The organism is Leifsonia sp. T36S-04, from assembly GCF_042465655.1.
Taxonomy (GTDB): domain Bacteria; phylum Actinomycetota; class Actinomycetes; order Actinomycetales; family Microbacteriaceae; genus Leifsonia.
Map to the genome: position 1 here is coordinate 2,513,499 of NZ_CP146286.1, position 19,960 is coordinate 2,533,458.

The following is a 19,960-nucleotide window of genomic DNA, read 5'->3' on the forward strand; positions in this document are numbered from 1 at the left end:
CCTACTCCTTGATCAACTCTTTGGTTGATCACGAGTGTAGAGCCATGCCTGGAGGCCGTCAACAGCAGACTGGGGTCGCTACGGCTTCCAGACCATCAGCACGACCACGGCCAGCAGGAGCAGGCTGGCGACGCCGGAGCCGGCAGCGATCGCCGGGTAGCGGGAGGCCGTTCCCTCGCGCAGCGCCTCCGCGGCACGACGCATGGTCGGGACGACGACGAACAACGTCAGCCCGAGCGCGATCACGTACAGGATGATCGACCACAGGATCCACGGGGTGGTGATGCTGAGGTCGTACTTCTTGTCCGCCAGACCCATCACGCCGAACCCGAAGAGCACGACGAGCAGCGAGAGCAGCGACAGCAGGTTGGTCGACTTCGCCAGAGTGTCGACCTGGCGGGCGTCGCCCGCGCGGACAGCGCGCATCGCCGTCATGGGGAGGATGGCCATGGGACCGACGATGAAGACGGCGGTGACGACGTGCAGTACAGCGAACAGCGTTTCCATACCCCCCAGCGTAGTGAGAGGCCGGATTCGGCGGGCGTCCGGAGCGCGCATAGGCTAGATGGGCGCCACAAGCGCTACCGTCTCCGCCCATGCGCGCCTTCCGCCCGACCGACGCCGCGCCCGTCATGCGGCCTCACTCGCAACTCCGGAAGCACTTCACACGCATGACTACGACGGCACCCGTCACCTCCCCCGCACCCGCGAACACCCGCGGCCGCGTCATCCTCGCCAGCCTCATCGGCACGTCGATCGAGTTCTACGACTTCTACGTCTACGCGACCGCGGCCGTGCTGGTCTTCCCCGCACTCTTCTTCACCAACGCCGACCCGACGACCGCGCTGCTCGCGTCGTTCGCCGTCTTCGGCGTCGCCTTCATCGCACGGCCGATCGGCTCCATCCTCTTCGGCCACTTCGGTGACCGCATCGGACGCAAGGGCACGCTCGTCGGGTCCCTGCTCACGATGGGCATCGCAACCGTCCTGATCGGCTGCCTTCCGACCGCGCAGGTGCCGGGATGGCAGTTCTGGGCCCCGTTCCTCCTCGTCGTGATGCGCTTCTGCCAGGGCCTGGGCCTCGGCGGCGAGTGGAGCGGCGCAGCGCTGCTCGCGACCGAGAACGCACCGGCGGGCAAGCGCGCGATCTACGGCACGTTCCCGCAGCTCGGAGCGCCGATCGGCTTCATCGTCGCGAACGTGCTGTTCCTCATCCTGAGCCTCACCATCTCCCCCGAGGCGTTCGCCGCGTGGGGGTGGCGCATCCCGTTCCTGCTGAGCGCCGTGCTCGTGATCGTCGGGCTGTACGTGCGGCTCAAGCTGGTCGAGACTCCGGCGTTCCAGAAGGTCGTCGCCACCGGCGAGGTCGCCAAGCTGCCGCTCGCGCGGGTGTTCCGCACCAGCTGGCGTCAGATCGTGCTGGGCACGTTCATCATGCTGGCGACCTACGTGCTGTTCTACCTGATGACGGCCTTCACGCTGACCTACGGCACCACGGCCTCGACGCCCGAGCAGGCGCAGGCCGCCGCCGAGAAGGCCGGCAAGCCGTTCTCGGCCGCGAGCTTCGTGCCGGGCCTCGGATTCAGCCGCAACGACTTCCTGATCATGCTCATCATCGGTGTCGTCTTCTTCGGCATCTTCACGCTGGTCGCCGGGCCCCTCGCGGAGCGCTTCGGCCGCCGCAAGACGCTGATCTGGGTGACCAGCGGCATCATCGTGTTCGGCCTGCTGTTCGTGCCGCTGTTCGCGGGCGGGACCGTCGGCACGATGGCGCTCCTCATCATCGGCTTCACGCTGATGGGCCTCACCTTCGGACCGATGGGCGCCGAGCTGCCCGAGTTGTTCCCGACGAACGTCCGCTACACGGGGTCGGCAATCGCGTACAACCTCTCCAGCGTGCTCGGCGCGGCGGTCGCGCCGACGATCGCCGTCTGGCTGTGGACCATCGCCGACGGAAGCACCGTCTGGGTGGGCGTCTACCTCTCGCTCGCCGGCGTGCTGACGCTCATCGCTCTGCTGATCTCCAAGGAGACGCGCGACGTGGACTTCACGAACAACGTCAGCTGACCGACGCCTACCGCGTGCGCGCTCAGTCGAGGAACAGAGCGCGCAGGCGGCGGGTGGTCAGGATGAGTCCGAGCACGATCATGACGACGAAGTACAGGACGTGCCACAGCATCCCCGCGTTCACGTCACCCGTCGTGAGCCCGCGGACCAGCTCGGCTCCGTGCCACAGCGGCATCGCCTTGATGATGACCTGCACCGCCTCGGGGTAGACGGTGATCGGGTAGAAGGTCGCCGAGAGCAGGAACATCGGCAGCAGGATGAAGTTGATCCAGTCCATCTGCTGGAACGTCTTCATGTAGCTGGTGATGCCCATCCCGAAGCTCGCGAAACCGAACGCGATGAGCAGCACGGCCGGGAGCGCCAGGAGCGCCCACCATGACAGGTTCAGTCCGAGCGCCTGCATCACCAGCATGAAGCCGAGTGCGTAGAGCGCACCGCGCAGCAGGGCGAGCAGGATCTCGCCGAGGGCCACATCCAATGGGCCGAGCGACGTGGCGAGCATGCCCTCGTACAGCTTCGCGAAGTGCATCTTGAAGAAGACGTTCCACGTCGAGTCGTAGACCGCGCCGTTCATGGCCGCCGTCGCGAGCAGCGCCGGGGCGATGAACGCGGCGTACGGCACCTCTTGCCCGGTCGAGGTCTGGATGTCGCCGACCAGGGCTCCGAAGCCGATCCCGAGCGAGAGCAGGTAGAAGATCGGCTCGAAGAAGCCCGAGACGATGACCAGCCAGTTCGTGCTCCGGGTCGCCGACCATCCACGCTGCATCACCGAGCGCGCGTTGCCCGCATACAGAGCCCCCAGCGGACGCGACCGGGACCGCGGCGGAGCGAGTCGTTCGTCGGTGGCGGTCATTTGTTGAGCCTCCTCGCCGCGATGCGACGCGTCCACCGCCAGAACACGACGAACAGCGCCGTGAGGTAGAGGACGTGGACGAGCGAGAGCCAGAGCGGCTCGCTCATCCCATAGGTGAAGACACGGGACAGTTCGGTGGAGTGCCACAGCGGCGAGATCCACCCGATCCACTGCAGGAACCACGGCATGCTCGACAGTGGGAAGAACGTGCCCGAGAACAGCGTCATCGGCAGGAGCACGAAGCGCATCAGCATGGCGATCTGGCCCGTGTCCTGCTCGAGGGTCGCGACGTACGCCATGATCGGCGCGCCGAACGCGAGACCGCCGAGCGTGGCGACCAGGATGCTGATCCAGCCCCACGGTCCGGGCACCCCGCCGAACAGGACCATGAAAGCGAAGTAGATGACGCTCGTGCCGACCAACCGGGCGACGACGGCGATGAGGACACCGTCGATGATCTGCCCGGGCGCGATGGGGGACGCGTTGATCCCGTAGAAGGTCGGATTCCACTTGAAGCCGAGCAGGATGGGGTACGTGAACTCCTCGCTCGCGACCGTGACGGCCGCTGTGCAGAGTAGCGCAGGCGCAACGAACGCCAGGTAGCTGACGCCGTCCACGGCGTTCGGGCCCATGTTCGCGCTGACCAGACTCCCCAGCCCGAGCCCCATCGCGAGCAGGTAGAGCAGCGGGTTGCCGAATCCGGTGACCAGCACCGTCTGCAGGTACGAACGCATCACGCGGAAGCGGTGCTCGGCCACGTACCAGGCACCGAAGCGGCGGGGACGCACCGCTGCGGCGAGCGCCGCGCGCGCGTCCTCACGCTCGCCCGAGCCGGGCTCCGGCGCGCCGGCCGCCCCCGCCGGCCCGACGATCGCGCTCATTCGATCAGGCTCCGTCCGGTCAGGCGCAGGAAGACGTCTTCGAGGCTCGAACGGCGCACCAGGCTGGTGAGCGGACGCAGACCACGCTCGGTGATGCGGACGAGCTCGGCCTCCCCGTCGTCGGTGTAGACGAGGACGCGGTCGGGCAGCACCTCGATCCGCTCGCCGATGCCGTCGAGCTGCGTCGCGACCTCCGCGTTGCGCTCCGACCCGAAACGCACCTCGAGCACCTCGCGCGTCGAGTACTCGCGGATGAGTGCGGCCGGGGAGCCTTCCGCCATGATGGTGCCCTTGTCGACGACCACGAGCCGGTCGCACAGCTGCTCGGCCTCGTCCATGTAGTGCGTGGTGAGCACCAGCGTCGTGCCCTGCTCCTTGAGGCGGAACAGGCGATCCCACAGGATGTGGCGCGCCTGCGGATCGAGACCGGTCGTCGGCTCGTCGAGCAACAGGATGCGCGGGTCGTTGATGAGGGCACGCGCGATCGTGAGCCGTCGCTTCATGCCGCCGGACAGATCGTCGACCTTCGCCTTGGCCTTGTCCTCGAGCTGAGCGAAGGCGAGCAGCTCGTCCGCGCGCCGGCGGACACCCGCCGCGGGCAGCCCGAAGTAGCGGCCGTAGACGATCAGGTTGTCGCGGACGCGCAGCTCGGTGTCGAGGTTGTCGGCCTGCGGCACGACCCCCAGTTGCGACCGGATCTCGGGACCATAGCGATCCGGGTCGAGGCCGAGGATGCTGAGGTCGCCACCCGTGCGCGTGGAGACCGCGCCGATCATCCGCATCGTCGTGGATTTGCCCGCGCCGTTGGGGCCGAGCAGCCCGAACGACTCCCCCGGCTCGACATCGAAGCTGATGCCGTCGACGGCGGGGAAGTCTTTGTACTTCTTGACCAGGTCGCGAGCGGCGATGACGGGCGGCATAGTTCAGCACTGTAGCCGCGACCCCGGACATTCGGGACCGCACGTCGTCAATCAAAGTTGACTTGCTTCATCAGGTCAACTATGGTTGACGTCATGGATACCGGAGATCTCCGCACCCTGGCGGGCGACGCGGACTCGGACGACCCGATCGTGGCCCTCCGTGCCATCGCGAAGATGCACCGAGAACTCGATCAGCTGGAGGCCGTCGCGGTACGGCGCGCCCGCAATGCGAATGCCACGTGGCAGCTCATCGCCCTCGCGCTCGGTGTCAGCAAACAGGCAGTCCACAAGAAGTACGGTCGGAGCTAGCGGGAACCCGCTGCCGACACCCTCCCCCGAACGGAAACCGGTCATGTCATCCACGTCCACCGCCGCGCCGCGCCGCCGCCGCGGCTTCGGTCGTTCCACCGACGACGCGGGCCCCCGCGCCCGCTTCTCGCAGCTGCTGCCGTACCTACTCGAACACAAACGGGTGCTCGCCGTCGTCGTCGTGCTCAGCATCCTGGGTGCCGCCGCCAGCCTGGCCCAGCCGCTCCTGGTCGGCCAGGTGATCAACGTGGTCGGAAAGGGACAGCCGCTCGGCGGGCTGGTCTGGGCGCTCGTCGCGCTGGTCGTCGTCTCGGGGCTGATCTCCGGCTACCAGCACTACCTGCTGCAGCGGACCGGGGAGGGAGTGGTCCTCTCGTCACGGCGCAAGCTGGTCGGCCGCCTGCTGAGGCTGCCCATCAGCGAGTTCGACACCCGCCGCACCGGCGACCTCGTCTCACGCGTCGGCTCCGACACCACGCTCCTGCGTGCCGTGCTGACGCAGGGGCTCGTGGAAGCCATCGGCGGCGCGCTCACGTTCGTTGGCGCCCTCATCGCCATGCTCATCATCGACCCGGTTCTGCTCGGACTGACCGTGCTGGTCGTCGCCATCTCGGTGGTGACGGTGGTGCTTCTCTCGGGACGCATCCGGGTCGCCAGCCAGAAAGCCCAGAACAAGGTCGGCGATCTCGCGGCGGCGGTGGAGCGGGCCATCAGCTCGGTCCGCACGATCCGTGCCGCAAACGCGACCGAGCGCGAGATCGCCGCCGTGGATGCGGACGCGACCGGTGCATGGCGCATGGGCATCCAGGTCGCGAAGATCTCGGCGCTGGTCGTCCCGGTCGCCGGGATCGCGATGCAGGTGTCGTTCCTGGTGGTGCTCGGCGTCGGCGGCTTCCGCGTGGCCAGCGGGGCGATCACGGTCGCCAGCCTGGTCACATTCATCCTGTTCCTGTTCATGATGATCCTGCCGCTCGGCCAGGCCTTCGGCGCGATCGCGGCGGTGAACTCGGCGCTCGGGGCGCTTGGCCGCATCCAGGAGATCCTCGACCTGCCGACGGAGGACCAGCGCGATCGCGAGATCGCACCGCTCGCGCTGACCGTGGGCGCGGCCAACGAAGGGCTTGCGCCCGAGGCGCCGGCGATCGAGTTCGCCGACGTCCGCTTCGCGTACCCGGAGGGCGAGAACGCTGCTGCGGCCGGGCCCGTCGGACCTGTCGCCGGGAAGGCCAGTGCACAGCCCACTCCCGAGCGCCTGGCGTTCGAGGCGCTGACGGGCGCTGACGTCGTCGCCGAGGCGGAGGCGGCGGCGGGCGCCGGGGGCGACGAAGGCGCTGCCCGGCACGGCGGAGTGCTGCACGGCGTGAGTTTCCGCGTCCCTCGCGGCAAGCGCACCGCTCTGGTCGGGCCGTCCGGCGCCGGCAAGTCGACCATCCTGGCGCTCGTGGAGCGGTTCTACGACCCGCAGGCCGGCGAGGTGCGGTTCGGCGGCATGGATGTGCGCACCCTCGACCGCGTCGCCCTGCGATCGCAGATCGGGTACGTGGAGCAGGATGCGCCCGTTCTTGCGGGATCGCTGCGCGACAACCTGACCCTCGCCGCACCGGACGCGACCGACGAGGAGTGCATCGACGTACTCCACGCCGTCAACCTGACCGAGGTGCTCGAGCGCAACGAGCTCGGCCTCGGTGCCCCCGTCGGCGAGGACGGCATCATGCTGTCCGGCGGTGAGCGCCAGCGTCTCGCGATCGCCCGCGCGCTGCTGGCCGCGCCTCCGGTGCTGCTGCTGGACGAGTCCACGTCCAGTTTGGATGGCCGGAACGAGCAGCTGATGCGGGAGGCGATCGACGCGGTCGCCGCGGACCGGACGCTCCTGGTCATCGCGCACCGCCTGTCCACCGTCGTGGACTCCGACCAGATCGTGGTGCTCGACCACGGCCGCGTCGTCGGCACGGGAACCCACTCCGAACTCGTCGAGACCACCCCCCTCTACCGGGACCTCGCCAAGCACCAACTCCTCGTCTAGCCGTAGCCGCCGAGCACAGGAAAAGTGTTGCCGATCGCGGGAATCGGCAACACTTTTCCTGTGCTCGACGGCTGCTCGGCGGCTGCTCGGCGGGTCAGGCGCGGAGGTGGTAGCGGAGGGAGGCGAGCTCAGCTCGGAGGGGGGCCGGGACGCGGGCGCCGAAGCGGGCGAAGAACTCCTCGGTGAGGTCGCACTCGGCGAGCCAGCTCTGCGGGTCGACCTCGAAGAGAGCGTCGAGGTCCTCGGCGGGCAGGTCGAGGCCGTCCAGGTCGAGTTCGTCGACGATGGGAAGGCGCCCGATCGGCGTCCCGACGCTTCCTGCGCTGCCCTCGACCCGGCGCGCGATCCACTCGATCACCCGCGCGTTCTCGCTGAACCCGGGCCAGAGGAAACGCCCGTCGTCGCCCTTGCGGAACCAGTTCACCTGGAACACGGCCGGAGCCTGGTCGCCGAGCTTCTCGCCCATCTCCAGCCAGTGGGCCCAATGGTCGGCCATGTTGTAGCCGCAGAACGGCAGCATCGCGAACGGGTCGCGCCGCAGCTCCCCGACGACGCCCTCGGCGGCGGCCGTCTTCTCCGACGAGATGGTGGCGCCGATGAACACGCCGTGCCGCCAATCCCGCGCCTGAGCCACGAGCGGGACGTTCGTGGCCCGGCGTCCGCCGAACAGGATCGCGTCGATCGGCACGCCGTCGAAGGCGTCCCAGTCGTCGGAGATGGACGGGCACTGCGCGGCGCTCACGGTGAACCGGGAATTCGGATGCGCGGCCGGGCGACCGCTGTCGGGCGTCCAGTCCTTCCCCTCCCAGTCGATCAGGTGCGCAGGCGGCTCGTCGGTCAGCCCCTCCCACCAGACATCGCCGTCGTCGCGCAGTGCCACGTTGGTGAAGATCGTGTTGCCCCAGAGTGTCTCGACCGCGGTGCGGTTGGTGCTCTCTCCCGTGCCCGGAGCGACACCGAAGAAGCCTGCCTCAGGGTTGATGGCGCGCAGCCGTCCGTCCGCTCCCTGGCGCAGCCAGGCGATGTCGTCGCCGATCGTCTCCACGCGCCAGCCCGGGATGCTCGACTCCAGCATCGCCAGGTTCGTCTTGCCGCACGCGGACGGGAAGGCCGCCGCGAAGTGGAAGGCGCGTCCCTCCGGCGAGGTGACCTTGATGATGAGCATGTGCTCCGCGAGCCATCCCTCGTCGCGCGCCATCACCGACGCGATCCGAAGGGCGAAGCACTTCTTGGCGAGGATGGCGTTGCCGCCATAGCCGGAACCGTACGACCACACCTCCCGCGTCTCCGGGAACTGCACGATGTACTTCGTCGAGCTGCACGGCCACGCGACGTCGTCGTGACGCACACCGTCCCCGTCGATCAGCGGGTGCCCGACGCTGTGGATGGTCGGAACCCACGGCTGCCCGGCGTCGATCAGATCGAGCACGGTATCGGTGACGCGGGTCATCATCCCGAGGCTGAGGGCGACGTAGGCAGAGTCGGTGAGTTGGATGCCGACCTGCGAGAGCGGGCCGCCGACCGGTCCCATCGAGAACGGCACCACGTAGAGGGTGCGGCCCCGCATGCTTCCGGCGAAGACCTCGCGAAGTTCGGCGCGCATCGCATCCGGCGCGCGCCAGTTGTTGGTGGGGCCGGCGTCGGCTTCGTCCTCCGAGCAGATGAAGGTGCGGTCCTCCACACGGGCGACATCCTTCGGGTCGGTGCGGGCGAGGAAGCTGTTCGGGCGCCACTCGGGGTTGAGCCGGATCAGCTTGCCCTCAGCGACGAGCAGCTTCGTGAGCCGATCGGCCTCGGCGAGCGAACCGTCGTACCAGACGATGGCGTCCGGCTGCGTGAGGGCTGCGATGTCGGCGACCCAGGAGCGCACGGCGGACATCCCGCCTGCGGGTGCGGTGTCGGTGAGGTCCAGCTCGGCGATGCTCATAGCGGAGTCCTTGTCGTCGAAAGAAGCGGTGATACGACCAGCATCCGGCAGTTTCGCGCCCGGCATACAGAAAGAGTGGATGTAAGAATCGCAATTCTTTCGCTATCGTGAAGCCATGAGCATCCCCGGGGAGGCGGGCGACATCGACGTCGCCACGCTCGGCCACCGCATCCGCCACTTCCGCACGCAGCGCGGCATGACCCTCGACGACCTCGGCGCCGCGGCCGGGATCGCGGCGAGCCAGCTGTCGCTGATCGAGAACGGCAAACGCGAGCCGCGCATCAGCCTGCTCGGCACCCTAGCGACGGCCCTCGGGGTGCAACCGGCCGACCTGCTGTCCGCCGAGCCGCCCGACGAGCGCGCCGCCCTGGAGATCGAGCTCGCGCGCGCCCAGCGCGGTCCGCTGTACGCGTCGCTGGGCCTACCCGCGGTCAAGCCGACCAAGGGCACGCCGACCGAGACGCTCCGCTCACTCGTCGGGCTGCACCGGGAGCTCGGCCGCCGCGCCAGCGAGGCCATCGCGACGCCCGAGGAGGCCCGCCGCGCCAACACCGAGCTGCGCGAGCGGATGCGCGCGCAGAACAACTACATGCCCGAGATCGAGGATCTGGCGGAGCAGCAGGTCCGCGCCTCCGGTCACACCCGCGGCGCTCTCACGCACCGCGAGGTCAGCGTGATGGCCGAGAAGCTCGGGTTCGAACTCATCTACGTCAACGACCTGCCCCGGTCGGCCCGGTCGATCACCGACCTGGAGAACGGGCGCATCTACCTGCCGCCGGCGTCCATCCCGGGCGGCCACGGCCTCCGGTCGATGGCGCTGCAGGCGATGGCGCACCGGCTCCTGGGGCACACCCGGCCGAAGTCGTACGCGGACTTCCTGCGGCAGCGGCTGGAGATCAACTACTTCGCGGCCTGCTGCCTCATGCCCCGGGACGCCGCCGTGACGTTCCTGGCGCAGGCGAAGAAGGAGCGTGACCTCGCGGTCGAGGACTTCCGCGACGCATTCGGGGTGACCCACGAGGCGGCAGCGCTCCGGCTGACCAACCTGGCGACGAGCCACCTCGACATGACGATGCACTTCCTGCGCGTCGGCGACGACGGCGCACTCTACAAGGGCTACGAGAACGACGGGCTGCCGCTGCCGACGGATGTGACCGGCTCCATCGAGGGCCAGGTGGTGTGCCGCAAGTGGGGCGCCCGCAGTGCGTTCACCCACACCAACCGGACGACGGAGCTGTACCAGTACACGGACACGCCCGCGGGAACCTACTGGTGCGCGACGCAGACCGGGACGACCGCCGAGGGCGGGTTCTCGATCACCGTCGGGGTGCCGTTCGACGAGGCCAAGTGGTTCCGCGGCCGCGAGACGACGGCGCGGGCCGAGTCGCGCTGCCCGGACGAGTCCTGCTGTAAGCGGGCGCCGGCGGAACTCTCCGGACGGTGGGCGGGGAAGGCCTGGCCGAGCGCCCGGCTGCACGCGCACATCCTGGCGCCGCTGCCGTCGGGGTCGTTCCCGGGCGTCGACGACTCGGACGTCTACACCTTCCTCGAGGCGCACTCCGGCGCGTGACATTCGTGACGAATGTCCCTTTCGGCGATGCGATTCCGACGATTCGTGACGAATGACTGAGGACGGGGCTACTTCGGCTGCATGCGGATCGCGCCGTCGAGGCGGATCGTTTCGCCGTTCAGCATCGGGTTCTCGACGATCGCCCGCACGAGCGCCGCGTACTCGGCGGGCTTGCCCAGCCGCGAGGGATGCGGCACCTGCGCGGCCAGCGAATCCTGGGCGGCTTGTGGCAGACCGGCCATCATCGGCGTCTCGAAGATCCCGGGAGCGATCGTCATCACTCGGATGAGGTTGCGCGCGAACTCCCGCGCCAGCGGCAGCGTCATGGCCGCCACTCCCCCCTTCGACGCCGAGTAGGCCGTCTGCCCGATCTGGCCGTCGAACGCGGCGACGGAGGCGGTGTTGACGATCACGCCGCGCTCCTCCCCCTCCGGCTCGGTCTGCGCGATGGCGGCGGCCGCGAGGCGAACGACGTTGAACGTTCCGACGAGGTTGACGCGGATGACGCGCTCGAAGTGATCGAGCGGCATGAGCCCGTCGCGGCCGATGACCTTCTCGGCCGTCGCGATGCCCGCACAATTGACCACGACGCGGAGCGGCCCCAGGCCGGCGGCTGTGGCGATCGCCTCCTGCACCTGCTCCTCGTCGGTCACGTCCGCGGGCACGAACCGCGCGGTGGGCCCGAGGGCGACGGCCGCTTTCTCGCCCTCTGAGCGAGGCAGGTCGAGGATGACGACATGTGCGCCGGCATCGGTGAGCGCGTGTGCGGTGGCGTTGCCCAGGCCGCTGGCTCCGCCGGTGACGAGGGCGGAGCATCCGTCGAGCTGCATGGTTCTCCTTCGGTATGGGCGAGTGGATGGATGGTCCGCGCCGGTCAGCGCAGCACTTCGATGAGGGTCGCGTTCGCGGTGCCGCCGCCCTCGCACATGGTCTGGAGCCCGAACCGGCCGCCCCGGGCCTCCACCTCGTTCAGCAGGGTGGCGAGCAGTCGGGTGCCGGACGAGCCGAGCGCGTGCCCCAGGGCGATCGCGCCTCCCCGCGGGTTCAGCTTCGACGGGTCGACCCCGAATTCCTCCTTCCACAGCAGCGGGATGGGTGCGAACGCTTCGTTGACCTCGTAGGCATCGATGTCGCCCCGCCGGACGCCGCTGCGGTCGAGCAGCTTGCGCGTGGCGGGCAGGATGCCCGTCAGCATCAGCAGCGGATCGCTCCCCGCGACCGCGAACGAGTGGAAGCGCGCCCGCGGGCGCAGCCCGAGCCGCTTCGCGGCGTCGGCGCTCATGATGAGCGCGGCGGACGCGCCATCCGTCAGCGGAGACGAATTGCCCGCCGTGATCCTCCACTCCAGCTGCGGAAAACGCTCGGCGAGACGGTCGCTGCGGAACACCGGACGCAGTTGCGCCAGTGCCTCGGCCGTCGTCCCGGCACGGATGGTCTCGTCCGCCACGACGCTGCCCGAGTCGGGCGTCGGGACGGCGACGAGCTCGTTCTCGAAGGCTCCGCTCGCCGCGGCCCACGCCGCGCGGCCGTGCGACTCGGCAGCGTAGTCGTCCAGCTGTGCGCGACTGAACCCCCAGCGGTCGGCGATCAGCTCCGCCGCCACACCCTGGTTCACCAGCCCGTCCGGGTACCGGCTCGCGAGCAGCGCTCCTCCGAGGTCGGCGCCCTGCACGTTCGACCCCATCGGCACGCGGCTCATCGACTCGACCCCGCACGCGATCACGACGTCGTACGCGCCGGAGATGACGCCCTGCGCCGCGAAGGCCGCGGCTTGCTGGCTGGAGCCGCACTGCCGGTCGACGGTGACGGCCGGAACGCTCTCGGGGAAGCCGGCGCTGAGCACCGCCGTGCGCGTGATGTTGCCGGCCTGCTCGCCGGACTGGGTGACACAGCCACCGATCACGTCGTCCACGACGCCTGGATCGATGCCGGTACGCCCGACGAGCTCGAGCAGCACCCCCGCGAGAAGGTCGGCGGGGTGGATGTCGGAGAGCTCGCCGTCCGCCTTGCCGCGTCCCGAGGGCGTCCGGATCGCATCGACGATGACCGCTTCGGTGCGCGCCATCTCAGGCTCCGAACGGGTTCGGCGTCAGCGTGTACTTGGTGTTCAGGTACTCGTGGATGCCCTCGGCACCGCCCTCGCGACCGAGTCCGGACTGCTTGACGCCGCCGAACGGAGCGGCCGCGTTGGAGACCACGCCGACGTTGAGGCCCATCATGCCCGTCTCGAGCCGGTCGATCATGCGCTGCCCGCGCGCCAGATCGCGGGTGAAGACGTACGACACCAGCCCGTACTCCGTGTCGTTGGCCAGGCGCACCGCCTCGTCCTCGTCCGAGAACCGGATGATGGACAGCACCGGGCCGAAGATCTCCTGGCGGAGGATCTCGCTGCCCGGACGGACGTCGGTCACGACGGTCGGCTCGAAGAAGGTCCCGGTGCCCTCCACCCGCGAGCCGCCGGTAAGCACGGTCGCTCCTCGCGTGACCGCATCCTGCAGCAGCTGGGAGACCTTCTCGACCGCGTCCTCGTTGATGAGAGGTCCGATGGCGACGCCCTCCTCGGTTCCGCGGCCCACCTTCAGCCCGTTCACCCGCTCGGTGACGCGCTTCGCGAACTCATCGGCCACGGCCTCGTGCACGATGAACCGGTTGGCCGCGGTGCAGGCCTCACCGATGTTCCGGAACTTGGCCACCATCGCCCCGTCGACCGCGCGGTCGAGGTCGGCGTCGTCGAAGACCACGAAGGGTGCGTTGCCGCCGAGCTCCATGGAGGTGCGGAGGACGTTCTGCGACGCCTGCTGCAGCAGCTTTCGGCCGACCTCGGTCAAGCCGGTGAACGAGAGCTTGCGGAGCCGCGGGTCGGCGATGATCGGGGCCGACACCTTTCCCGACGTCGTCGTCGTGACGACGTTGAGCACGCCTCCGGGGAGGCCGGCGTCTTCCAGGAGCTTCGCGAAGTACAGGGTGGTCAGCGGTGTCAGCTCCGCCGGCTTGATGACGACGGTGCAGCCGGCGGCGAGCGCCGGGGCGATCTTGCGGGTGGCCATCGCCAGGGGGAAGTTCCACGGCGTGATGAGGAAGCACGGGCCGACGGGATGCTGCGACACGATCATCCGCCCGGTGCCCTCGGGGTTCGCACCGTAGCGACCGGAGATGCGGACCGCCTCCTCGGAGAACCAGCGGAGGAACTCCCCGCCGTACGTCACCTCGCCGCTTGCCTCTGCGAGCGGCTTGCCCATCTCGAGCGTCATCAGCAGCGCGAACTCGTCCCGCCGTTCCTGCAGCAGGTCGAAGGCACGACGGAGGATCTCGCCGCGAACGCGCGCGGGGGTCGCCGCCCAGTCGGCGGCGGCCGCCACCGCGGCATCCAGAGCCCGGATGCCGTCCTCGGGCGATGCGTCGGCGATCTCCTTGATCCGGTTCCCGGTCGCCGGGTCGAACACCGGGAAGGTGCCCGCCGCACCGGCGGTCCACTCCCCTGCGATGTAGAGCCCGTCCGGCACGCGTTCGAGCAGGGTCTTCTCATCCATCAGCCGCATTCCCCTCTGTGGTCGATTCTGTGGTCGATCCGTCGTCGTCGGCATCGACGGCGGACTGAACAAGCGGCACGGTCCGGTGGTCGATCACCGTCGTCAGGGCGATGACGGTGGACGACCGCGCCACCGCACGGTCGCCGTCGATGCGGTCGATGACCCGCTGCAGGTCGGTGTTCGTTCGGGCCACGGCCCGGACCAGCAGGTCGCCGGATCCCGTGATGGTGTGGACCTCGAGCACCTCGGGGATGCCGCGCAGGTGATCGACGACGTCGTGGTCGCGATGCTCGTCACTGAGCGACAGCTCCACCGTCACGAAGGCGGTCACCGGGAAACCGAGGCGGTCGGTGTCGACCGTCGGGGCGAAGTCCCGCACCACGCCCGAACGCTGGAGCCGGTCCAACCGCGCCTGGACGGTGCCGCGGGCCACACCGAGGCGCCGCGACGCTTCGAACACGCCGAGCCGGGGCTCCGCGGCCAGCAGCGCGATCAGCTCGGCATCGAGCTTGTCGATCATGCGGCCTCCTTCGGTCCTCGCACATCGTACGACGCAGGGTACCCGCGTGACCTACGCTCCTGCGAGGAACGGCAGCGCGGCGGCCTTGAAACCGCGCGCGCTCAGCGTCGTCACGTGGTTCCTCCTGGGCAGGACGACCAATTCGGCTCCCAGCAGGCGCGCCGCCTCCCCCGAGCCGTGCGCCACCGGGTCCGCGTCGCCGACCACGAGCATGGTCGGCACCGAACTTTGCAGTGGGAGCGGATGCGCCGCCATCCCTGCAGCGCACGCCGCCAACGCCTCGCGGTCCACTCCCGGCGCTTGGCGAAGCGAGGCGAGCAGCGGCGCCAGCGGGCTGGACGCATCCAGCGCAGTCGCGTCGCCCCGCAACGCCGCCTGCACGGCCGGCACGCCCCAGTACCCGAACTGCTCGACCGTCCCGACGCCGCCGACGACCAGCCGCCGGACGCGGTGCGGCGCGAGCCCTACGAGCGCGAGAGACACCCAGCTGCCCATCGAGTAGCCCATCACATCCACCCGGGCGAGGCCCTCCGCGTCGAGGACCGCCAGCAGGTCTCCGGCGAGCAGCTGGGGCGAGTACGCGTCCGCCTCGTGCGGGGCGTCGCTCCCTCCGTGCCCGCGGAGGTCGGGGACGATCGCGCCGCGGCCCGCCTCGGCGAGCGCGGCGACCCACCCCGTCGCCTCCCAGGTCAGGGCGCCCGTGGAGGCGAAACCGTGGACGAGCAGCACGGGGTCGGCACCGGGATACCGTTCGACGTGGAGGCGCGCCATGACGCCACTCTCGCTCACGGCGCCCGTGCGGGCAAGCCGGAGGTCAGGAGGAGACCTCCGCACGGTCCACGTTCCGGGCGTCCCGCCACAGCTTCGAGGGCCACCAGATCGCGCGGCCGATGTCGTACGACGCCGCGGGGACCAGCAGCGAGCGCACGATGACCGTGTCGAGCAGCACGCCGAAGGCCACGATGAACGCGATCTGCACCAGGAACAGGATCGGGATGACCGCGAGCGCCGCGAACGTCGCCGCCAGGACCACCCCGGCCGAGGTGATGACGCTGCCCGTCATCCCGAGTCCGCGCAGGATGCCCGGGCGCGTGCCCAGGTGGAGGGACTCCTCCCGCACGCGCGTCATGAGGAAGATGTTGTAATCCACCCCGAGCGCGACGAGGAAGACGAAACCGAAGAGCGGCACCGCCGCATCCGCGCCCGGGAAGCCGAACACGTGGTTGAAGACCAGCGCCGAGACGCCCAGGGCGGCCGCGTACGAGAGCACGACGCTTCCGATCAGGAGGACCGGCGCCAGGATCGACCTCAGCAGCAGCATCAGGATCACGAGGATCACCGCCAGCACGATCGGAATGATCTTCGCGAGGTCGCTCTGCGCCGTCTCGTTGGTGTCCAGTGCGATCGCGGTGACCCCGCCCACGAGCACCGAGCCGTCGGTCGAGAGCGAAGTGCGCAGGTCGGTGACCACCGCCTCCGATTTCGCCGAGTCGGGCGCGGACGCCAGTGTCGCCTGGATGAGGACGTGTCCGTCCTTGACCACCGGATCCGCTGGCGCGCCGGGCTGCGGACGGCCTCCTCCGGTGTAGAACGCGGCGGAGGCGATGCCGTCGGTCTGCTTCGTGGCGGCGAGCACCGCATCCGCGTCGCCCTCGGGCGCCACGATCACCACAGGGGAACCGGAACCGGCGTCGAAGTGCTTCGCGACGATCGCCTGCCCGTCCACGGCATCCGATTGCGACAGGATCACGTCGGTCTGCTGCACCCCGTTGGCCTTCAGCTGGGTGAGTCCCAGGGCGCAGGCGGCGAGGAGCACGAACGAGACGATCCAGGTCACCCGAGGGCGGCGGGCGATCAGCCCTCCGACGCGACGCCACAGCCCGCGCACACCCTCCAGACCGGCGTAGGTGACGCCGTCCTGGTGCTTGTGGATGCGCCCGCCGACGACGGGCCTGAACGGCCAGAACGCGGCACGGCCGAAGATCGCGAGGAGGGCGGGCAGCAGGGTCAGCGCCGAGAAGAGCGAGAACACGATGCCGATGGCGGCGATCGGGCCGAGGCTCTTGTTCGAGTTGAGATCCGAGAACAGCAGGCACAGAAGGGCGAGGATGACGGTCGCGCCCGACGCGACGATGGGCTCGAACGCGCCCCTCCAGGCACGCAGGATGGCCACCCAGCGCGACGCGTCCTGCTCGAGTGCTTCCCGGTAGCGGGAGACGAGCAGCAGGGAGTAGTCGGTCGCCGCCCCGATCACCAGGATGGAGAGGATGCCCTGGCTCTGACCGGACAGCTTGATCCAGCCCCACAGCGCGAACAGGTAGACGATGAGGATGGCGGCGCAGAGCGCGAAGATCGACGTCAGCAGCACCAGGAACGGCAGGAGCAGCGCGCGATACACGAGCAGCAGGATGACGAAGACCGCAGCAACCGCCACCAGCAGCAGCACGCCGTCGATGCCTCCGAAGGCGTTCACGAGATCGGCTGTGAGCCCCGCCGGGCCGGTGACCCACACCTGCGCGCCATCGGGGATGCCTGCGGCGGCGACCGCCCGGAGGTCGGCGACGACGGTCTTGAGCCCGTCCGAGTCGGCTACCGGCACGATGTACTCGACGGCACGGCCGTCCTGCGACGGGATCGGGCCCGCGACGCTCGTGCTCGCCCCCTCGGCCGGGGCCTGGACGCCATCCACCTCTCCGAGCTTCGTGCCCAGGTCGGCGTACGTCGTGGCGAGCGCGTCCTTCGGGATGGCCTCCTGCGCCTCCACGACCACGATCGCCGGGATGGAGCCCGAGTCGGTGAAGCGCTTCTGCCAGTCCTGCACCTCGGTGGACTCGGCGCTGGCCGGGAGGAACGCTGCCTGGTCGTTGCTGGAGACCCCGGAGAGCTTGCCGAACGTCGGACCGCCGATTCCGGCGAGGACCAGCCAGATCAGGATGAGCGCGGCCGGAACGACGATCCGCAGCCAGCGGGCGGGTTCACGGATCGGGCGCCGCACGCTGGGGCCCGCTGTGCCGGCGACCTTCTCCTCGTCAACGACGCCCTTGGACACTTCGCCTCCTGATTACTAGATGAGCTAGCAATCAGGGTAGCGCGATCTCACCCATCCGTCCACGCGATTGCGGTCAGGCCACGAGCTCGGCACCGGCGCCCGCGAGTTCGGCGAGCGCAGCCTCCGAGGTGGTCGGAGCGACTCCGGCGATCAGCGAGGTCAGCACGCGCACCCGCTGGCCGTGCTCCAGAGCATCCAGCGCCGAGGCGCGGACGCAGTAGTCGGTCGCGATACCCGCGATGTCGACCGAGTGGATGTCGTACCGGCCGAGGATGTCGTGCACGGACTCCCCGGACTCGGTCAGGCCCTCGAACAGCGAGTACGCCGGCCGGCCCTGTCCCTTGTGCACGTGAAAGGTGACCCGCGTCGTGTCGAACGCCGGGTGGTACTCCGCGCCGGCCGTGCCCGCGACGCAATGTGGCGGCCAGCTGGACGCGAAGTCCGGCGCGCCATCCGTCGCGAAATGCCCGCCGTTGTCGTTGTCGCCGTCGTGCCAGTCACGGCTCGCGACGATCATGTCGTAGTCGTCGGCATGCTCCCGGAGAAAGTCGGTCACGCCCTGGGCGACGGCAGCGCCGCCCGCCACCCCGAGCGCGCCGCCCTCGGTGAAGTCGTTCTGAACGTCGACGATGAAGAGCGCTCTGCCCATTCGGTCCTCCCGGGATCGCTGTTCCGGCCGAACGGATGAAGTTCAGCCGTTGGAGAGATTGTCCCCGCACTTGTAGAAGCCGGTGACGAGACTGTCGATGGCCTGCTTGGCATTGTCGCCGACGTTCCCGAGCGCGAACACAGCGAAGGTGAGCGGCGTCCCGTCGGCGGCGTTGATGATGCCCGACAGCGTGTAGCCGTGGTCGATCCACCCGGTCTTCGCGAAGACCGCACCGCGCGCGGCAGAACTCGAGCCGGTGAACCGGTTGTAGCCCGGCCCGAGGGTGCCCGACTTGCCCGCGACGGGAAGGCCGTCGTAGACGACCCCGAGGCCGTTCTGCCGGTTGAGCACCTTGATGAAGAGCTGGGTGAGGTACGACGGTGGCACCGCGTTGTCGGCGCTCAGGCCGGAGCCGTCGGCGATGTGGATGCCCGCGGTGTCGATCCCGTAGCCCTTGAGCCCCGCGAGAACACCGGCATTGAGGGCATCGAAGGTGTTGCCCGCGCCGTTCTTGATGGCGACCAGCCGGGCGAGCTCTTCCATGATCGTGTTGTCGGAGACGCGCATGGCCTGGTCGATCAGCGTGGTCACCGGCTGCGACTGGACCACGCCGAGCTGGCGGGCGCCCGCCGGCGCGACGCCCTGGCTGACGCCGACGCCGGTGCCGAGGTACTGCTGGAAGTACTGCACCGCCCGCGCGACAGGGTCGGTGCTCCGCGGCGACTCGACCGCGGTGGGGTCGTCGCGGTCGCCGTCCACCATGAGGGAGGTCATGTACGGGGTGGAGCCCTCGACCACGCGCTCCTCGCGCTCGTCCCAGCTCGGCTGCCAGAAGGGAGCGCCGAACAGCGAGGCGTCGACCACGATCGAGGTGATCGGCTGGCCGCCCATCGCCTGCTTCACCTGGTTGGCGAGGTCCTGGATCTTCGGGGCGCCGGTGTAGAAGGACGCCTGGCCGTCGGGCAGGCGGGAGAGGGTGACATCCCCGCCGCCGACGATGACGATCTGACCCGGGGTGCTGCCCGCCACCACGGTCGTGGGGACGCGGTAGTCCGGCCCGAGAGTGGCGAGTGCAGCCGCCGAGGTGAGGGTCTTGAGGACGGAGGCCGTCGGCCCGGGCTTGACGCCGTTGCGGTCGAACAGGGTCTGACCGGTCTTCGCGTTGACGACCTGCGCCTCCAGGCTGCCGAGACGCCCGTCGGCGGCGAGACCCGCCACCGAGCACGTGCGTATGCGGGTCGCCACGGCCTGGTTCGCGGGCACAGGACGGGCAAGGTCGGCCGTGGGCGTCGGTGTCGGCGTCGCGGTACGGGTGGGGGTGGGAGTGGCCGAGGGGGTGGCCACGCCTGCGGCAGCCGCTGGTGCGCCGACCGTCGCCCCGAGCGCGACGCTGCCCGCGCCCAGCAGCACGAAGACAGCGGCGGCCGCCCCGGCCATCCACGCCGTCGGGTGCTTGCGGATCGTCGCCATGACGCCGCCCACCAGGCCGGCGGGTGGGGAGGCCGGAGTCGAGGGGGGTGTGGACGGGTCGGGCGCTGTGATCGGCTGGTCCGATTCGTGCATCCGGGTATGCTACCCGGGCTTTCTGAACACCGCGTTGGGACCGCACGCCAGCAGGGCGCTATGCGCAACATTCGAGCGGAAGACCCGTTCGTGGACGCAG

At 69.6% G+C, this 19,960-nt stretch carries 17 protein-coding genes; 4 read left to right on the forward strand and 13 right to left on the reverse strand.

What is annotated here, in order from left to right; all coding sequences use genetic code 11:
* Nucleotides 1-78: 78 nt before the first annotated feature.
* Complete coding sequence (locus P3F85_RS12220) at nt 79-507, reverse strand: DUF2269 family protein (protein ID WP_374007860.1); 429 nt, start codon at nt 505-507, stop codon at nt 79-81.
* Nucleotides 508-671: 164 nt separating this feature from the next.
* On the opposite strand from P3F85_RS12220, the gene P3F85_RS12225 reads away from it, so the two are divergent.
* Nucleotides 672-2,066: an MFS transporter gene (locus P3F85_RS12225; RefSeq protein WP_374007861.1), complete on the forward strand. Its 1,395-nt coding sequence runs from the start codon at nt 672-674 to the stop codon at nt 2,064-2,066.
* Nucleotides 2,067-2,088: 22 nt separating this feature from the next.
* Here the strand turns inward: P3F85_RS12225 and P3F85_RS12230 are convergent, their stop codons facing one another.
* The 3 genes from P3F85_RS12230 to P3F85_RS12240 are packed head-to-tail and all read right to left on the reverse strand — an operon-like array spanning nt 2,089 to nt 4,720.
* On the reverse strand, nt 2,089-2,919 hold the full coding sequence (locus tag P3F85_RS12230; protein ID WP_374007862.1) for an ABC transporter permease: 831 nt from the start codon (nt 2,917-2,919) through the stop codon (nt 2,089-2,091).
* Nucleotides 2,916-3,800 carry an ABC transporter permease gene (locus tag P3F85_RS12235; RefSeq protein WP_374007863.1) on the reverse strand — a complete coding sequence of 295 codons (885 nt, stop codon included), beginning with the start codon at nt 3,798-3,800 and terminating at the stop codon, nt 2,916-2,918. Before P3F85_RS12235 ends, P3F85_RS12230 begins: the two co-directional genes overlap by 4 nt.
* Complete coding sequence (locus P3F85_RS12240; protein ID WP_374007864.1) at nt 3,797-4,720, reverse strand: ABC transporter ATP-binding protein; 924 nt, start codon at nt 4,718-4,720, stop codon at nt 3,797-3,799. The genes P3F85_RS12235 and P3F85_RS12240 overlap by 4 nt, the downstream gene beginning before the upstream one ends.
* 93 nt (nt 4,721-4,813) lie before the next feature.
* On the opposite strand from P3F85_RS12240, the gene P3F85_RS12245 reads away from it, so the two are divergent.
* Both P3F85_RS12245 and P3F85_RS12250 read left to right on the forward strand, forming a co-directional pair.
* The gene (locus P3F85_RS12245) at nt 4,814-5,029 is read left to right on the forward strand and encodes a hypothetical protein (RefSeq protein WP_374007865.1); all 216 of its coding nucleotides are present in this window, start codon (nt 4,814-4,816) and stop codon (nt 5,027-5,029) included.
* 43 nt (nt 5,030-5,072) lie between these two features.
* Nucleotides 5,073-7,052, forward strand: coding sequence for an ABC transporter ATP-binding protein (locus P3F85_RS12250; RefSeq protein ID WP_374007866.1), 1,980 nt, complete (start codon nt 5,073-5,075; stop codon nt 7,050-7,052).
* Nucleotides 7,053-7,146: 94 nt separating this feature from the next.
* Here P3F85_RS12250 and P3F85_RS12255 read toward each other — a convergent pair whose 3' ends face one another.
* Nucleotides 7,147-8,979, reverse strand: a complete 1,833-nt coding sequence (locus P3F85_RS12255) for a phosphoenolpyruvate carboxykinase (GTP) (RefSeq protein ID WP_374007867.1) — start codon at nt 8,977-8,979, stop codon at nt 7,147-7,149.
* A gap of 115 nt (nt 8,980-9,094) precedes the next feature.
* On the opposite strand from P3F85_RS12255, the gene P3F85_RS12260 reads away from it, so the two are divergent.
* Entirely contained in the window at nt 9,095-10,549 is a 1,455-nt protein-coding gene (locus P3F85_RS12260) for a helix-turn-helix domain-containing protein (RefSeq protein WP_374007869.1), read from the forward strand.
* A gap of 68 nt (nt 10,550-10,617) precedes the next feature.
* Here the strand turns inward: P3F85_RS12260 and P3F85_RS12265 are convergent, their stop codons facing one another.
* The 8 genes from P3F85_RS12265 to P3F85_RS12300 form a co-directional block, all read right to left on the reverse strand.
* The gene (locus tag P3F85_RS12265; RefSeq protein WP_374007870.1) at nt 10,618-11,379 is read right to left on the reverse strand and encodes a 3-hydroxyacyl-CoA dehydrogenase; all 762 of its coding nucleotides are present in this window, start codon (nt 11,377-11,379) and stop codon (nt 10,618-10,620) included.
* A 44-nt stretch (nt 11,380-11,423) separates the two neighbouring features.
* Nucleotides 11,424-12,614 (reverse strand): acetyl-CoA C-acyltransferase, encoded by a 1,191-nt coding sequence (locus tag P3F85_RS12270; protein ID WP_374007871.1) that lies wholly within the window; start codon nt 12,612-12,614, stop codon nt 11,424-11,426.
* Nucleotide 12,615: 1 nt separating this feature from the next.
* Nucleotides 12,616-14,079, reverse strand: coding sequence for an NAD-dependent succinate-semialdehyde dehydrogenase (locus P3F85_RS12275; RefSeq protein WP_374007872.1), 1,464 nt, complete (start codon nt 14,077-14,079; stop codon nt 12,616-12,618).
* Nucleotides 14,072-14,599 carry an Lrp/AsnC family transcriptional regulator gene (locus P3F85_RS12280; RefSeq protein WP_374007874.1) on the reverse strand — a complete coding sequence of 176 codons (528 nt, stop codon included), beginning with the start codon at nt 14,597-14,599 and terminating at the stop codon, nt 14,072-14,074. The genes P3F85_RS12275 and P3F85_RS12280 overlap by 8 nt, the downstream gene beginning before the upstream one ends.
* A gap of 51 nt (nt 14,600-14,650) precedes the next feature.
* Complete coding sequence (locus P3F85_RS12285; protein ID WP_374007876.1) at nt 14,651-15,370, reverse strand: alpha/beta fold hydrolase; 720 nt, start codon at nt 15,368-15,370, stop codon at nt 14,651-14,653.
* A gap of 43 nt (nt 15,371-15,413) precedes the next feature.
* Entirely contained in the window at nt 15,414-17,594 is a 2,181-nt protein-coding gene (locus P3F85_RS12290) for an efflux RND transporter permease subunit (RefSeq protein ID WP_374010926.1), read from the reverse strand.
* A gap of 127 nt (nt 17,595-17,721) precedes the next feature.
* Nucleotides 17,722-18,297, reverse strand: coding sequence for an isochorismatase family protein (locus tag P3F85_RS12295; RefSeq protein WP_374007877.1), 576 nt, complete (start codon nt 18,295-18,297; stop codon nt 17,722-17,724).
* 42 nt (nt 18,298-18,339) lie between these two features.
* Entirely contained in the window at nt 18,340-19,860 is a 1,521-nt protein-coding gene (locus tag P3F85_RS12300) for a D-alanyl-D-alanine carboxypeptidase/D-alanyl-D-alanine-endopeptidase (RefSeq protein WP_374007879.1), read from the reverse strand.
* Nucleotides 19,861-19,960: the final 100 nt, after the last annotated feature.

Coding starts and splice junctions, on each gene's coding strand:
- P3F85_RS12220 (WP_374007860.1), bottom strand. CDS start 507: ATGGAAACGCTGTTCGCTGTACTGCACGTCGTCACCGCCGTCTTCATC.
- P3F85_RS12225 (WP_374007861.1), top strand. CDS start 672: ATGACTACGACGGCACCCGTCACCTCCCCCGCACCCGCGAACACCCGC.
- P3F85_RS12230 (WP_374007862.1), bottom strand. CDS start 2,919: ATGACCGCCACCGACGAACGACTCGCTCCGCCGCGGTCCCGGTCGCGT.
- P3F85_RS12235 (WP_374007863.1), bottom strand. CDS start 3,800: ATGAGCGCGATCGTCGGGCCGGCGGGGGCGGCCGGCGCGCCGGAGCCC.
- P3F85_RS12240 (WP_374007864.1), bottom strand. CDS start 4,720: ATGCCGCCCGTCATCGCCGCTCGCGACCTGGTCAAGAAGTACAAAGAC.
- P3F85_RS12245 (WP_374007865.1), top strand. CDS start 4,814: ATGGATACCGGAGATCTCCGCACCCTGGCGGGCGACGCGGACTCGGAC.
- P3F85_RS12250 (WP_374007866.1), top strand. CDS start 5,073: ATGTCATCCACGTCCACCGCCGCGCCGCGCCGCCGCCGCGGCTTCGGT.
- P3F85_RS12255 (WP_374007867.1), bottom strand. CDS start 8,979: ATGAGCATCGCCGAGCTGGACCTCACCGACACCGCACCCGCAGGCGGG.
- P3F85_RS12260 (WP_374007869.1), top strand. CDS start 9,095: ATGAGCATCCCCGGGGAGGCGGGCGACATCGACGTCGCCACGCTCGGC.
- P3F85_RS12265 (WP_374007870.1), bottom strand. CDS start 11,379: ATGCAGCTCGACGGATGCTCCGCCCTCGTCACCGGCGGAGCCAGCGGC.
- P3F85_RS12270 (WP_374007871.1), bottom strand. CDS start 12,614: ATGGCGCGCACCGAAGCGGTCATCGTCGATGCGATCCGGACGCCCTCG.
- P3F85_RS12275 (WP_374007872.1), bottom strand. CDS start 14,079: ATGGATGAGAAGACCCTGCTCGAACGCGTGCCGGACGGGCTCTACATC.
- P3F85_RS12280 (WP_374007874.1), bottom strand. CDS start 14,599: ATGATCGACAAGCTCGATGCCGAGCTGATCGCGCTGCTGGCCGCGGAG.
- P3F85_RS12285 (WP_374007876.1), bottom strand. CDS start 15,370: ATGGCGCGCCTCCACGTCGAACGGTATCCCGGTGCCGACCCCGTGCTG.
- P3F85_RS12295 (WP_374007877.1), bottom strand. CDS start 18,297: ATGGGCAGAGCGCTCTTCATCGTCGACGTTCAGAACGACTTCACCGAG.
- P3F85_RS12300 (WP_374007879.1), bottom strand. CDS start 19,860: ATGCACGAATCGGACCAGCCGATCACAGCGCCCGACCCGTCCACACCC.